The organism is Caballeronia sp. PC1 (assembly GCF_021353155.1).
GTDB classification, from domain to species: domain Bacteria; phylum Pseudomonadota; class Gammaproteobacteria; order Burkholderiales; family Burkholderiaceae; genus Caballeronia; species Caballeronia cordobensis.
This window is the reverse complement of record NZ_JAJUBH010000004.1, coordinates 144,551-158,634: the sequence shown is the minus strand read 5'-3', so window position 1 is coordinate 158,634 and position 14,084 is coordinate 144,551. Positions and strand designations below refer to the sequence as shown.

Sequence of the window (14,084 nt, the reverse complement as noted above, 5' to 3'; positions counted from 1 at the left end):
TCCGGGTGGGCATCTGGGGATTCTGCGGGTGGTTAAGCCAGGATATTTTTGCAAGAGGTGCCGGAGTTGAACAATGAATTTGACACAATCGACGCAGCAACTGGCGTCCCAGGCCTCGACGAAGTCACCTCGGGCGGCCTTGCCCGTGGCAGGGTCTTTCTGCTCGAAGGCAATCCAGGTACGGGGAAAACGACGATAGCATTGCGTTTCCTGCTTACCGGCGCCGAACAAGGCGAACGCGGGCTCTATGTCAGCCTGTCGGAAAGCGAAGATGAGCTCCGCGCAGGTGCCACATCCCACGGCTGGACGCTTGGCCCGGAAATCGACATTTTTGAATTCGCTCCAGAAGGTGTGGAAACCGACCAGCATCAGACGTTGTTCCATTCATACGACCTCGAGCTTGGGGAAACGGTGAAACGGATCTGCGACAGGATAGAAGAGATCAAGCCCGCCCGCATCGTGCTTGACAGCCTGTCGGAGATCCGCTTGCTCGCTCAGAATTCGCAACGCTATCGCCGACAGGCGATGGCGCTAAAACGCTTCTTCTCTCAGTATCACGCCACGGTGCTGCTGCTGGACGACCTGACCACGGAGGGCGTAGACCGTACCGTGCACAGCGTAGTCCACGGTGTGATGAAGCTCGAGGAACTGGCCCCCAGCTATGGAGCCGAGCGACGACGCATTCGCATATCCAAGTACCGTGGTCGCGCGTATCGTGGCGGCTTCCACGATTTCACTATCAGGACAGGCGGTGTGCACGTGTTTCCCAGACTCGTGGCATCAGAACATCGTGCTCAACACAAGCCGCGGACCATCGAAAGTGGGATTGCGGAACTTGATACTCTGCTCGGCGGTGGGCTGACTCAAGGTTCAAGCGCGCTGATCATCGGGCCGTCCGGTACAGGCAAGAGCACTTTCGTTCTTCAATATATCGCGGAGGCCGTCCGGCGGGGTGAAAAGGCTGCCTACTTCATCTTCGACGAGGAACTCGGCCTGTTGTTCGACCGGGCGAAAGGTATGGGCTTTGATCTTCGCACGATGCGCGATGCCGGGCAATTGCACATCGAGCAACTCGATGCCGCCGAACTGTCGCCAGGTGAGTTCGCGCATCGCGTGCGCGAGACGGTCGATCATGCTCAGGCGAAAACCGTCGCGATCGACAGTCTGAACGGCTATCAGGCGGCTATGCCCGAAGAGAATGCACTTATTCTCCACATCCATGAGCTGCTCCAGTATCTGAACCGCACCGGGGCGACAACGTTTCTGACCGTCGCTCAACATGGTCTTGTCGGCGACATGAAATCGCCCGTCGACGTGACCTACCTTGCGGACACGGTCATACTGCTTCGTTATTTCGAGGCCATGGGAAAGGTGCGTCGCGCAGTGTCGGTAATCAAGAAGCGCACGGGAACACACGAGGACGCGATACGGGAATTTCGGATTGGCGGCGCTGGCTTGTCGCTAGGCGACCCGCTTAACCAGTTTCAGGGCGTTCTGCGCGGCGTACCGACATTCGTAGGCACGTCGGCGCCACTCATGGAATCCCGGACAGAAAACCATGGCAGAACCTGAACCAAGCTTCACGTGGGCAATCATCTTTGCGCCCCGTGGACGGGACGGCTTGCTTGCAGCCAATCTGTTACGCGATGCTGATATCCCGTCAGTCGTGTGCCATACATTTGGCGAATTCGAGGGCGCGATCGGAGATCACGCCAGTTTTGCGGTAGTGACAGAGGAAGCGTTGCGTCACGCCGATATGCGCCGCGTCCATGCCTGGGTGCTTGCGCAGCAAAGCTGGTCCGATTTTCCCTTCATCCTCCTCACGCAGCACGGCGGCCGCCCGGAGCACAACCCCGCAGCAAATGAGTTGCTGGAGATCCTGCACAACGTAACCTTCCTGGAACGTCCATTCCACCCGACGACATTCCTCAGCGTCGCGCGCACTGCGTTGCGCGAGCGCTTGCGCCAATACGAAGCACGCGCTCGAATTGACGAATTGCGCCTGCTCAATGACTCGCTTGAGGAGCGGGTAAAGGCTCGTACCGCGCAGCTAGAAGAGGCGAATCGATTGATGTTCGAGGAAATGGAGCAGCGTCAAAGGACCGAAGACCTCCTGCGTCAGGCACAGAAGATGGAAGTGATGGGGCAGCTGACTGGCGGCGTGGCTCATGATTTCAATAACTTGTTGATGGCGATTATCAGCAATCTCGAGCTACTGTCAAAACGTGTAGGCGACACCGGTTCGCGCCGCCTTGTCGCGAACGCGCTACAGGGGGCGGAACGTGGTTCAGCGCTTACGCAGCGCTTGCTCGCCTTTGCCCGCCGGCAGGAGTTGGACGTCAAGCCGCGCGAACTCGTTGCCCTGTTACGCGGCATGGCCGATCTGATCGTTCGCGCGGCCGGGTCCAATATCGAGCTCGCTCTGCGTCTTCCGTCATCGCTGCCGCCGGTGCTCATCGACGCAAACCAGGTCGAGCTCGGCATCTTGAACCTCGTGGTAAATGCGCGCGACGCGATGCTTGGCGGCGGCAAGCTGTCGATCGTTGCTGAGCTTGTCTCCCTGGACCATGACATTGAACTTCGACCCGGGACTTACGCTCGGCTCGCGGTCATCGATTCCGGCACCGGAATGGATCCTCAGACGCTGGCGAGGGCGCGAGAGCCGTTCTTCTCGACGAAGGAACTTGGCAAAGGGACCGGCCTGGGTCTATCCATGGTACATGGCCTTGCGATGCAGCTGCACGGTACATTGCGGCTTCATAGCAAACCCGGCGCGGGCACGACCGCCGAAATTCTTCTGCCGGTGGCTGCGGATGTCCACTCGGTTCCCCTCCGCCAGGAGACGTCGTCACGCCGGGCTGAGGCCCGTACAGCCCCACTTACTGTCTTGCTTGTCGATGACGATCCGCTTATTCTCGACAGCACCGCGTTCCTGCTCGAAGACATGGGGCATAGGGTAGTGCCGACAAGCAGCGCCGATGCCGCCATGACGGAGCTGGCGGACGACGCCTCAATCGACATCATCGTGACCGACTACTCGATGCCAGGAAAGACGGGCGCGCAGCTCGCGGAACTGGCTCAAAAGCTACGACCTCGCATCCCGGTCCTGATCACGTCCGGATACGCAGAGTTGCCGGTCGGCGACGAAGAGAGATGGCCAAGACTGAACAAGCCATACCAACAGCATCAGCTGTCGAGCGCACTTGCCCGATTACTGATGGAAGCAAGCGGCGTTGATCGGAGGGCACATACAGGCGATCAACCTGTCAGTCGATAGAGATCTGCGCGCGCGGCTTGTCCGCAAGGGGGTCTCTTTCATGCATCGACGACAATGCGCTTCACTGATGGAGATGGAATGGACGCCTGCCCTTCCTGCTGATCCTCTACATCGTGTCGTTTCTCGATAAGGTGAACGTCGGCTTCGCGAAGGCGGGCATGTCGGTCGAACTAGGCCTGACCGACCGCGCTTTCGGCCTCGGCGCGGTCATCTTCTTCATCGGCTACTGCCTCTGCGAGATTCGCAGCAATCTCGCGCTGCAACGCTTTAGCGCACGCGTGTGGATAGCGCGCATCATGATTGTCTGGGGCTGATTTCCGCCGTCAAGATGTTCGTGCCGACCGAGCAGCAATTCCTGATCGCGCGCTTCATACTGGGCGTGGCGGAAGCGGGCTTTTATCCGGGCGTTGTCTTCTATCTGACGTTCTGGCTTCCGGCGCGGCCGCGCTCGCAAGTCTGCGCGCTGTTCTTTCTCGGCATTTCGCTGTCGGGTGTGGTGGGTGGTCCGCTGTCGAGCGCGAATCGCGTTTCCCACGATTCGTGGAGGCGAAGTCACCCGCCCCGTCTGCCTTTAAAATCTGCGCTGGTTCGCGGAGACCCTGATGGGATACTCGATCGTATTGAGTGTGGGTTTGATGGCTGGTGTTCTGAGCGGCGTGATCGGCACCGGCTCGTCGATGCTGCTGATGCCCGTACTCGTGATCATCTACGGCCCTCAACAGGCCGTTCCGATCATGGCGATCATGGTCAATCTCGGCAAGGTTTTGTCGTGGTGGCGTGAGATCGACTGGAAAGCGCGCGTCGCGTATAGTGCGACGGCCGCGTCCGGCGCGATGCTAGGCGTTCGCACACTGCTCGCGCTGCCGCCGCACGCGGTCGAACTCGCGCTCGGTCTTTTCTTTCTGGCTATGGTGCCCACGCGGCGGTGGCTTGCCCGTCGAGCCATGCGCCTCCCAGTTTTCCAACTCGCTTTCATCGGCGCGCCGGTCGGATTTTGGACAGGTATCGTCGTATCGACCGGACCGATCACGGTCCGCTTTTCATGAACTAGGGTCTTGTGAAGGGCGCATTTCTCGCGACCGAAGCAGCCGGTTCGCTGACTGTGTACGGTGCGAACGTCACCGCCTTTCACCACTTCGGCGCCCTGCCGGCGCAAATTGTCGTGCAGGGGTTGATCACCGGCGCGTCGATCATGGCGTGCACATTTTGCGCGCGCAGCATCGTCGCGCGCATGTCGGCAAACACATTCCGAGTTCTGGTCGATGCGCTGATGGTGTCTTCAGGCCTGTCGTTGCTGTGGGCCGCCACTCGCTGAGATTTAGGCGCACCCTGCGCAAGACATCAGTGCCAAGTCAGTCGCCTCGAACGACACGGTTGCGAGTCGCGAGCTGAAATGATCCGGGTCGACAAGGCTCGCTCAAGGGGCGACGCAACGCGCGAAGGCGCCCCCGCACTTCAGCTCAGACATCAGCTAGTACTGCAGGGCTCATACCGTTGGTATTCGCGCTCGCGTTGGTGAAGGCCGTGGCTCCTTTCCGCCCTTCGATGAGCGGAGTCTCCCACCGAGTTCTCCTCCGGTTGACGGCTGGTAGCGCGGACTTGGCGCCAGCTTCGCAGCGACCACGTCGGTTTCCTGGCTTGAGCCAACTTCCTGAGGATTGTGAGAGGAGCTTTTCGCGTGACCGGACCAACTTGCCACTTTGGAAGTTTCGTAGAATGTCGATTGCGCTTCAGAAATGGAGCGTCGGTGCCGTTATCGAGACATGGATACCCGCGACAGCAACATCGTCGGCGCATTCGAACTCCGTATGATCGACGCCGACATTGCCCACATTCGACTTGCCATCGAAGCGGTCCTTCACGAGCCCAATTCGGCTCTCCCGCTTCTTTATTGGCGCAGGCGCCTCGAGCAACTTTTGCTAAGCCGTCACCTTCTGCGTCACCAGTTCTCCGCAGTGGCCGACCTACTCACGAGGCTCGAGAAGCTCAACGAAGACTTGACTTGCCTCGCCTTCTCGCCCGAACAGGTCGACGAACGACGTCCTGGTCGTTCGAGCCTTCTTTAAGGCATGCCCGATCTCTGCCGACGGGTCGCGCAGCCGAGATACAGTTTGCAAGCGGCGCACTTGCGTTTGCAACGCCGCGGGTTGCTCCGCGTAGTCCGTTTGGCCCCACTGTGGCGCCGCCGGCTCGGCGTAGGCGTACGTTCGCGAGAAATCCAGCCGTTCTAGAATTCCAAACCGCCTGCGTCAAGGTTTTGCTCCCGACGTGTTCCACCGGTCTGTTGGCCCGAAATTCCTTGATTTTTCGGTCGCTTTCGGATCATCCGCCGCTTCATGTACGACGCGTGTTGCCTGTGATTCGCCTTCGTCGCCGCTGTGGTTGGACTCGAAATTCCTCGATTGCGACCTTCGAGAGGGTAGATAGCAAGCAATTGATTTTATTTGAAATATATTTAGGGACGCAGGGCAAAGCCTTATCAGGCGTGGTCGTCCCTAACCCGGAATCTGCAAGGAAATCAAGGCGACCCCAGTCCGCGTATTCCTGATTTGTCGATTCGTTGAAAGCGCCGGCTTCGTTCTGATAGGTCTTCTGATTCATCGATTCATCTCGCCTCCTCGACCGCAGGGTTATCCGCGCTGGCTAGAGTTATAGGCTCTTTTTTTGCCGAAGTGGGCTTGAATTCATCTACATGTGCGTGATTCGCGCTTCTTCGAACACGTCGCTGCGGCGCTCCGCTTAGGGATGCGTCTTGGACTTCAGCGAGCCGCTTCTGACAAGGTGTCGTCGTTCGCCCGGGGGCGGCCCTTGAGCCGGTACCGAATGGCCGCTGAAGCTCGTTGGGGAGTCATGCGACGGGGGCAGGCCCAGTGACCGCTCCGGGTCGGGCTGCGTCAGTCCGCTCTGCAAACTCATCGCTGGAAAGCGACCAGTGAAATTCAGCGATCAAAGAAAATCTTGAAGTGCTCTTCACCGGTCATTCCCCTCGTCTTCGCCTACTGGTTCTGGATTAACCCTCGCGCAAAATAGCTACTTGTCTAATTTCTCAGCCTCGCTCGGCTCCTCTCTGGGCTTGTAGCGCGGCGTGGGCTGTGGCAGCAAAAAGAAGGCGACGCACAGCAGTGCAATGGCCACTCCGATGCGCCACGCCGCGATCACGACGGGAACTGCAGCGATCTGGACCAGCGTCGCAACGCCGTAGCGGCGCGTCATCTGCTGGAGGAAATCGGGCGCGAGCCGTTCGTCCATCAGCCGGCGGCCTGGCATTGCATAGAACCACTTCGCCATCCAGGTGCAGGCGGTCAGGGCAAGACCGGCAACCAGGGTCACTGACGCAGCGGGCTCGAAGCCCGTGCCGAGGTGGAAGCACCAGACGCGGATTGGATAAGGAATGACGACGATCGCCAGCAGGAACAGGAGGTTGATCATGCCGAACCAGTGATCACTCTTAGCATAAATGCGACCCGAATAATGGTGTTGCAACCAGTAGGCCCCGATCACGACATAGCAGAGAACGAGCGCGAGATATTCGCGCCACTGCTCCGCCATGGCGCTTGCCAGGTCGCTGTAGCCATGCGTGCCCTCGGGAGATCCGGGGACCTTGATCTCGACGATCAGCAGGGTCAGCGCGATTGCGAAAACCGCGTCGCTGAATCCCTCGAAGCGGTCAAGTCCGCGCTCGGCACCATGCGTTTCCGCGCCGGTAGATTTACGCGTATTAGGTAGCATCTTGTGAGTCCTTTCGGGCACGCCGGAGCCGCACCTCGCGGCACAGCACCCACGATCTTTGTTGGACGATCTGAATTACATCCTGCCATGGGAAAGTTGGCGCTTCGCCGCGCGCGATCGGCGCGAGCAGGTCGGCGACGCGCGCGAGCGGCATCTGCGAGAATTCGGCGATATCGAGCGCCGCGAACGTCACCGAAAACGCCTCGCGCTTTAACCGCATGCCGTTGCACGTCGGGCACACGTTGCCGACCATGTATTGCGACACGCGCTTTTTCATCAGCGCGCTCTGCGTGTTCGCGAACGTGTGCAGTACGTACCGGCGCGCGCCGGTGAACGTGCCCTGATAGCTCGGCTCCAGCTTGCGTTTCAGCGCGACGCGCGTTTCCCCGGGCGTGAGCCGGGCGTAGACCGGAACCGTCGGCGTTTCGTCAGTGAAGAGAATCCAGTCACGCGCCTTCTTCGGCAGGTCGCGCCACGGCGTGTCGACGTCGTAGCCGAGCGTCACCAGAATGTCGCGCAGGTTCTGACCATGCCACGCGGGCGGCCAGGCGGCGATCGCCCGCTCGCGGATGGTCAGCGAGTCGCCGGGCACCATCGATTTCTCGGTGACCTCGTAGATGCGACCGAGCCCGTGGCACGTCGGGCACGCGCCTTGAACCGTGTTCGGCGAAAAGTCCTCGGCGTAGAGCATCGGCTGTTTCGGCGGATAGTGGCCGGTGCGCGAATAGAGCATACGCACGAGGCTGGAAAGCGTCGTCACGCTGCCGACCGAGGAGCGCGTGCTCCGCGTGTCGCGCTGCTGCTGAAGCGCGACGGCGGGCGGCAGCCCTTCGATCGCATCGACCTCGGGCACGCCGACCTGCTCGATCAGCCGCCGCGCGTAAGGCGCGACCGACTCGAAATAGCGCCGCTGCGCCTCCGCGTAGAGCGTGCCGAACGCGAGCGACGACTTCCCAGAGCCGGACACGCCGGTAAACACGACGAGCGCGTCGCGCGGAAGATCGACATCGACGTTCTTGAGGTTGTGTTCGCGCGCGCCTCGTACGCGCACGAAGCCGCGCAGGCTTTCCGCAGTTTTATCGACGGGCAGGGTGTTCATGCGTTGCAACGCAAGGAAGTCCCGCACTCGAACTCGACGCGGCTACGATGGCAGCTTCGCCGCGAGTACATCGATGTTCATGATTTCCGGCGGTTTGCCGAAGAGATCGGGCGCCTTCGCCATCAGCGCCTCGGCTACTTTGCCCGAGAGATGCGCCTGGCGGCCGGCGTCGTCGGGGAACGCATCGAAGATGCCGTACACCGACGGCGCGATTTTCAGCCCGAACCACGCGATCGTCGCCGGTTCCTGCTCGACGAGCGGCAGTCCGCCCATCAGGAAGCTTTCCACTTCCTGCTCCTTGCCCGGCTTCGCTTCGAGCCGGACGAATAACGCTGTCCTGACCATGCCCTGCCTCCTTGTTGATGGCGTTTTAGGGTATCGACGACCCCCTACGGATCTCTAAACGCGGCGGCACGGTCGGCCTCGTCGATGTACCAAGTGCCCCGCCCGATTACCGCGACGTCGCGCATTGTGGAACCGAGCCGGCGCAGTTCCACGCTCTCGCTTGCGCTCCCCACGATGTCATGCAGCACCCCGCCGCCCGCGCGCACTGCTGAACAGCTTGATCATTTCTGGGTTGAATGCGGGGATATCGTCGGGGTTGCGGCTCGTGACTAGCTTTTGGTCGACGACGACCTCCTGATCCACCCAGTCCGCTCCGGCATTCTTAAGGTCGGATTTGAGCGATGGCCAAGAGGTCATGCGCCGGCCGTGCGCCGCGCCGGTCTCGATGATGGTCCACGGGCCGTGGCAGATCGATGCCACCGGCTTGCCCTCATCGAAAAAAGCCTTTGCGAAAGCCACCGCTTTGGGCTCCGTCCGAAGCGCATCCGGGTTCAAGACGCCGCCGGGCAGGAGGAGCGCGTCGAAGTCTTGCGGCTTGGCCTGGTCGAGGGCGACGTCGACCGGGAACTCGTCTCCCCATTTCGTGAAGTTCCACGCGCGCACGTGCTTATTCCTGGGCGAGACAATGCGCGTCTCGGCGCCGGCTTCGTCGAGCGCCTTACGGGGCTCGACCATTTCGACTTGCTCAAATTCTTCCTCGATCAGGATCGCGATCTTCAGTCCCTTGAGAGTTTCATTCGTCATGTTTCGATCTCCTATGATGAGCTTTCGCTTCCAAACCCACTTCGTCTGCGGCTAACCGTCTGGCCCGCACTCCGGCAGCGATCTCGCCGTGGAAGCCAGTCGGCAGGATGTCGGTCCGCAGGGGGAGGTCGCGGATCATATCCTTCCGTAGGCCGCATTAAATCTGTCACCATGGCGACATAAAAGTGTCACCGCGCGACTGTGAAAACATCGACAGATCCCGTCACTGCCGCGGCCCCGTCCCCTCGATGCGCCATAGCTGCGTCTCGAGGCGCGGGCCGGTCTCGAGCTTGAACCAGCTCATGTCCTGGATGCGAGAGCTGGTGACATAGATGGTCCCGTCGGGTCCCTCCGAAAACGTATCCGGCCAGCGCAGCCGCTTGTCCTGTACGAGGGTAGTGACGCGATCCCCGTCACGGACCTTGACTGCGTCCTGCTCGATAGCGCTCACATAAAGCCGCCCGCGCTCGTCGATCCAAACCCCGTCCGTCGGCTCTGTTTCGGCGACGCGCTCCACGCGGGCTACGAGGTCCTTCGCTGACAGACGCGGGTTCTGCAGGGCGCTCGTCGCGATGCGATAGAGCGTGCGGCCGGTCAGGGCTTTCCAATAGAGCGTCCGTCCATCGGGGGAAAGGGCGAGGCTGTCAGCGGCGAATTCGACCCCACGGCCGTCGGGTCGGCGCAACTCGTGCCCATCGGTCTTCACCACCACATCCTTTTCCGGTTGCGTGCTCGGGTGGCCGTTGAGCACCCGTCTAGCCTTGCCGGTCCGTAGATCCACCACAACGAGAGCTCCCTTGGCCCCAGCATCGGTCAGGTAAGCATGCCGCCCATCGGGCGAGAACCGCACATCGTTCAGGTAGCTGCCCTGAGGTGCGACCGTCTCGTCGAAGCGGATCACCTGCGCAACCTTGTTCGCATTAAGGTCGATCCTCACGAGCTTGGGTCCACCCGCCACAATCGATGCTGTGGCTGGCGCGGCCGGATCAACGACCCAAAGGCCGCCGTGCGCATCGGTCACGACGCTCTGGACGCACACGAAATGATCTCCGGCGGACATCTGGTTCTTCTTGTCATTGCGCCAAGAATTCCACTCCTCGTCCGGGTAAGGTTTGATCTGGCCGTCGCGGGTCACCTCGGCAACCGAGATCGGTGCATCTTCTGTCCACCGCGGGAAATTGACAAAAATGCGGCCATCCTTCGAAACGGTCACTCCTGTGACCTGGTGCTCAAAGCTGGCGACCTGCTGCAGCCGCGCCGTGTCCGGCGAAGCACTAGATCGCTCCTGGGCGAAGGATGCGTTCGCAAGAAGTGTCATCGCCACCACGGCGGACGCGGCTTTAAATCGGGTCATGAATTCTTCTCCTCATGCGGCCATTGCGATGTACGGCGAACTCACGGCGCGAACACCGCACGGACGCAGCCGTCGGTCTTATGCTTGAACATGTCGTAGCCGCGCGGCGCCTCTTCCAGCGAGAAGCGGTGGGTGGCGAGGTAAGCAGGATTTAGTTCGCCTTTCTGTGCGTGCGCGAGCAGCCGGTCCATGTAAGCTTGCCCGTGCTGCTGGGCGCTGCGCACCGTCATCCCTTTGTTCATGATGGCGCCCATCGGGAACTTGTCGATCAGCCCGTAGACGCCGAGCACCGACAGCGTGCCACCTTTGCGGCAGGCCATCACGGCCTCACGCAGCGCCTGTCCGCGGTCCGTCTCCAAGCGCAGGGCCTGCTTGACGCGGTCATACGCGTACTGCGGCCCGGTGCCATGCGCCTCCATCCCTACTGCGTCGATGCACGAATCAGGGCCGCGCCCGCCCGTCATCTCCTTGAGCGTTTCCAAAACACTGCTCACCTGCGTGTAGTCGATGGTGTCGGAACCGGCGTGCTCGCGCGCCATCTGCAACCGCTCGGGGAAGCGGTCAATCGCGATCACCCGCTCCGCGCCCATCAGTCGTGCGCTCTGCTGCGCCATCAGGCCTACGCCGCCGCAGCCCCAGACCGCGACCGTGTCGCCCGGCTGGATGTTGCAGAAATCGGCGCCCATGTAGCCAGTCGGCGCCGCATCCGAGAGAAACAGCGCCGTCTCGTCCGCAACGCCGTCGGGAACCTTGAAGCAGTCGTTGTCGGCAAACGGTATCCGCACGTATTGCGCGTGCGCGCCCGCATAGCCGCCGAAGGCGTGGGTGTAGCCGTAGATGCCTGCCGTGGTATGTCCGCCGAAAAGCGGCGCCTGCAGTTCGGGCTTGGGATGCGTGTTGTCGCACAACGAGTAAAGGGAATGCTGGCAATACCAGCATTGGCCACAAACGACGAATGAGGGAACAACGACGCGGTCGCCCTTTGTTACCCGCTTCACTTCAGGGCCGATCTCCTCGATCACGCCCATGAACTCGTGGCCGATGACGTCGCCGGGCTTCATCGTCGGGATGTAGCCGTCGATGAAGTGCAGGTCCGAGCCGCAGGTCGTTGACATGCTGACGCGCAGGATGGCGTCGTGGGGGTTGACGATCTCGGGGTCCTTTACGGTGCCGACGCGCAGGTCATTCACGCCGTTCCAGTAGAGTGCTCGCATGTTGAGTAGTCTCCTTAGCGCTGGTTCGCGCGAGCAGCGGGCTGTCGCTCTGTGGTCGGGATCTCACCGGTTTCGACAAGACTCTTGAAGCGCCGCAGCGCCCTGTCAGCGACCAAGTCCAGCGGTGTGGTGCCCAGGAGCTTGAGCAAGGCGTCACCCAAGATGCCGCCGGGCGGGTCAAAGCGAACGTGCAGCGTCGCTACGGTGCCGCGGTCGGCCGGGGCGGGGTCGAAGCGGACGGATCCCTCGTTCGAAATGGCGGCATTAGGAAGCGAGCGCCAACCGATGCCTTTGCCGGGCCCGTCGACAGTCTCGGACTCCCATTCGTAGGCGCGACCGAACGGCGCCTCTAAGATCCAGTGCGTGCGGCCGTCGCCGGCCGCGCGCAACGTCGCGAACCCTGCCATGACCCGCGGCAGCGTCCGCGGGTCCAGCCAGCAATGGCGAAGCTCGTCCACCGTCTTGCCGATCGTGATCGCGCGCTCCACCTCTGGCTTGACGCCGGTGATGCCCTGACCGTCGCTGTCCGCTCTGCCCCGATGGAGCGGGGCGCCGCGCACCGCACCCACCGCGGCCACGCCCGCGAAAACAGTGACCGCGAGAGCCACCGCGCCCTTCCTCCGGCCAGCGAGCCCGGACACAATCAAGGCCGCGCTGAGCGCGACGGGGATCCAGCTAACGCGTTGCCTTGGCTCACCGGCCGAGGTGCCCGAAGAAGGGCGGCCGCGCCGCAATGAGCCGCTCCCTTGCATAGCACCGATGCCGCTTGCCATGATGAACCCCTCCCATGAGTACTGCCGCGCTACGCGGACTGGTCCGTGCAACTGGTCGCTGAGAAATGTTTGTGACACTTGCGCCCCACTCCACGCATGTCCACGAGTCGCGGAACTGCACCATGGGCTGCATCGCCCCGATTCAACTGGCCGGTTCGCGCTCCTAATTGCGGATTTCCATGACCTCCCTGCTCGGCTACCATCGCCGCTTGGCTACGTTAGGCTCCGGGGTGCAAGACCACCTTGGTCCAGCCGTGCTCGCGTACGTCGAAGTGTTGGTAGGCGTCAGGCGCGTCGTCGAGTTTCAACTCGTGAGAAACAATGAACGATGGCTTCGCGCGGTCGGCCTGAATAAGGTCGCGCAACTGCCGGTTGTATGCCTTGACGTTGCACTGGCCGGTGGCGATGTGCTGGCCTTTGAACCAGCACTTGCCCCAATCAAATGCAATTTGACCTTTCTTCGCCAGTTCGTCCTGCGCGCCCGGATCCTCCGGAACAAACACGCCGACCACTCCGATCCCGCCGGTGAACTTGACCGACGACACCAGATTGTTCATCGTGAGGTTGGGGTGTTCGTGGCGTTGCGGAGCCGGATCGTGGCACTGGTAGCCGACGCATTCGCATCCCACATCCGCGCCAATGCCGTGCGTCAGATCCATGACCCGCTGCACCGGATCTTCCTTCGAATAATCGATCGCAATCGCGCCGATCGACTCTGCGAGCTTGAGCCGGTCGGGATGGCAATCGACCACCATGACGCTGCGGGCCCCCTTGATCATGGCCGAGTGCGCGGCCATCAGACCCACCGGTCCCGAGCCATAGATGACTACCGCGTCGCCGGGCCGCATGCCGGCGAGTTCGGTCGCGTGCCAACCGGTGGGGAAGATGTCGGAGCACATCACGTAGTCGGTCTGCTTCTGCTCTGCGTCTGGCGGCAGCTTCAAAGACATGAAGTCCGCCCAAGGTACCCGAAGATATTCGGCCTGTCCGCCCGGCCATGGCCCCATGTCCGCAAAGCCAAAGGCACCGCCCGCAATGCCCGGCTGGTTGGCGCTTAAGCAAAACGCCGTCAGGCCGCGCTCGCAGTTTTTACAGTGGCCGCAGCTTATATTGAATGGCAGGCACACCCAGTCTCCGGGCTTGATCCGCTCCACGGCCGGTCCCACCTCTTGAACCACGCCAAGATTTTCGTGACCGAAGATGCGACCTTGCTCGAAGTCGGTTCGGCCCTCGTACATGTGTAGGTCGGACCCGCAGATGTTGGTACTGGTGATTCTGACGATGGCGTCGGTCGGACGCTCTATCTTGGGATCCGGCACATCTTCTATTGCGACCTGGTGAGGACCTCGGTACACAACGGCTTTCATATTCTTCTCCTGAAGGCGACTGCAAAAAGCATGAGCCGCATCGAACGCTCGGCGATGACGGCGTCGGGAAACCCGCAGGCGTACCTGTGGGACCGCTGGTCTCCTGCATTACCTCAGCACTTCTTTGCTGGCTGACGTCCTATGGTGTTCGTCCCGGTCCTTCCCTGCTAGACCAGCACCTT

The 14,084-nt window shown here is 61.4% G+C and carries 12 protein-coding genes and 2 pseudogenes; 6 read left to right on the top strand and 8 right to left on the bottom strand.

From position 1 onward, the window contains the following. Positions 1-66: 66 nt before the first annotated feature. The 6 genes and pseudogenes from LY284_RS33835 (at position 67) to LY284_RS33815 (ending at position 5,343) form a co-directional block, all read left to right on the top strand. Positions 67-1,572: an ATPase domain-containing protein gene (locus LY284_RS33835; protein WP_233391393.1), complete on the top strand. Its 1,506-nt coding sequence runs from the start codon at positions 67-69 to the stop codon at positions 1,570-1,572. Then, complete coding sequence (locus tag LY284_RS33830) at positions 1,559-3,277, top strand: ATP-binding protein (RefSeq protein WP_233391391.1); 1,719 nt, start codon at positions 1,559-1,561, stop codon at positions 3,275-3,277. Before LY284_RS33835 ends, LY284_RS33830 begins: the two co-directional genes overlap by 14 nt. Before the next feature lie 113 nt (positions 3,278-3,390). Beyond that, positions 3,391-3,591 carry a hypothetical protein gene (locus LY284_RS33825; RefSeq protein WP_233391389.1) on the top strand — a complete coding sequence of 67 codons (201 nt, stop codon included), beginning with the start codon at positions 3,391-3,393 and terminating at the stop codon, positions 3,589-3,591. Positions 3,592-3,605: 14 nt separating this feature from the next. Then, on the top strand, positions 3,606-4,058 hold the full coding sequence (locus LY284_RS39360) for a hypothetical protein (RefSeq protein ID WP_375294343.1): 453 nt from the start codon (positions 3,606-3,608) through the stop codon (positions 4,056-4,058). Then, positions 3,955-4,592 (top strand): annotated as a pseudogene (locus LY284_RS33820) (sulfite exporter TauE/SafE family protein). Before LY284_RS39360 ends, LY284_RS33820 begins: the two are co-directional and overlap by 104 nt. A 448-nt stretch (positions 4,593-5,040) precedes the next feature. Then, on the top strand, positions 5,041-5,343 hold the full coding sequence (locus LY284_RS33815) for a hypothetical protein (protein ID WP_233391382.1): 303 nt from the start codon (positions 5,041-5,043) through the stop codon (positions 5,341-5,343). A 964-nt stretch (positions 5,344-6,307) separates the two neighbouring features. Here the strand turns inward: LY284_RS33815 and LY284_RS33810 are convergent. The 8 genes and pseudogenes from LY284_RS33810 to LY284_RS33775 all read right to left on the bottom strand — a co-directional run bounded on the left by LY284_RS33810 (position 6,308) and on the right by LY284_RS33775 (position 13,902). Then, entirely contained in the window at positions 6,308-7,006 is a 699-nt protein-coding gene (locus LY284_RS33810) for a TMEM175 family protein (protein WP_233391381.1), read from the bottom strand. Between the two features lie 97 nt (positions 7,007-7,103). Continuing rightward, positions 7,104-8,105: pseudogene (locus LY284_RS33805) on the bottom strand (excinuclease ABC subunit A); the annotation flags it as partial. Between the two features lie 42 nt (positions 8,106-8,147). Then, the gene (locus LY284_RS33800; protein ID WP_233391379.1) at positions 8,148-8,450 is read right to left on the bottom strand and encodes a putative quinol monooxygenase; all 303 of its coding nucleotides are present in this window, start codon (positions 8,448-8,450) and stop codon (positions 8,148-8,150) included. Positions 8,451-8,627: 177 nt separating this feature from the next. Continuing rightward, on the bottom strand, positions 8,628-9,194 hold the full coding sequence (locus LY284_RS33795; protein ID WP_233391375.1) for a type 1 glutamine amidotransferase domain-containing protein: 567 nt from the start codon (positions 9,192-9,194) through the stop codon (positions 8,628-8,630). A gap of 223 nt (positions 9,195-9,417) precedes the next feature. Continuing rightward, positions 9,418-10,548, bottom strand: a complete 1,131-nt coding sequence (locus tag LY284_RS33790) for an SMP-30/gluconolactonase/LRE family protein (protein ID WP_233391373.1) — start codon at positions 10,546-10,548, stop codon at positions 9,418-9,420. Between the two features lie 41 nt (positions 10,549-10,589). After that, positions 10,590-11,762: a zinc-dependent alcohol dehydrogenase gene (locus LY284_RS33785; protein ID WP_233391371.1), complete on the bottom strand. Its 1,173-nt coding sequence runs from the start codon at positions 11,760-11,762 to the stop codon at positions 10,590-10,592. A gap of 14 nt (positions 11,763-11,776) precedes the next feature. After that, positions 11,777-12,535, bottom strand: coding sequence for an SRPBCC family protein (locus LY284_RS33780; RefSeq protein ID WP_233391369.1), 759 nt, complete (start codon positions 12,533-12,535; stop codon positions 11,777-11,779). A gap of 218 nt (positions 12,536-12,753) precedes the next feature. After that, positions 12,754-13,902 (bottom strand): glutathione-independent formaldehyde dehydrogenase, encoded by a 1,149-nt coding sequence (locus LY284_RS33775; RefSeq protein WP_233391367.1) that lies wholly within the window; start codon positions 13,900-13,902, stop codon positions 12,754-12,756. Positions 13,903-14,084 lie beyond the last annotated feature (182 nt).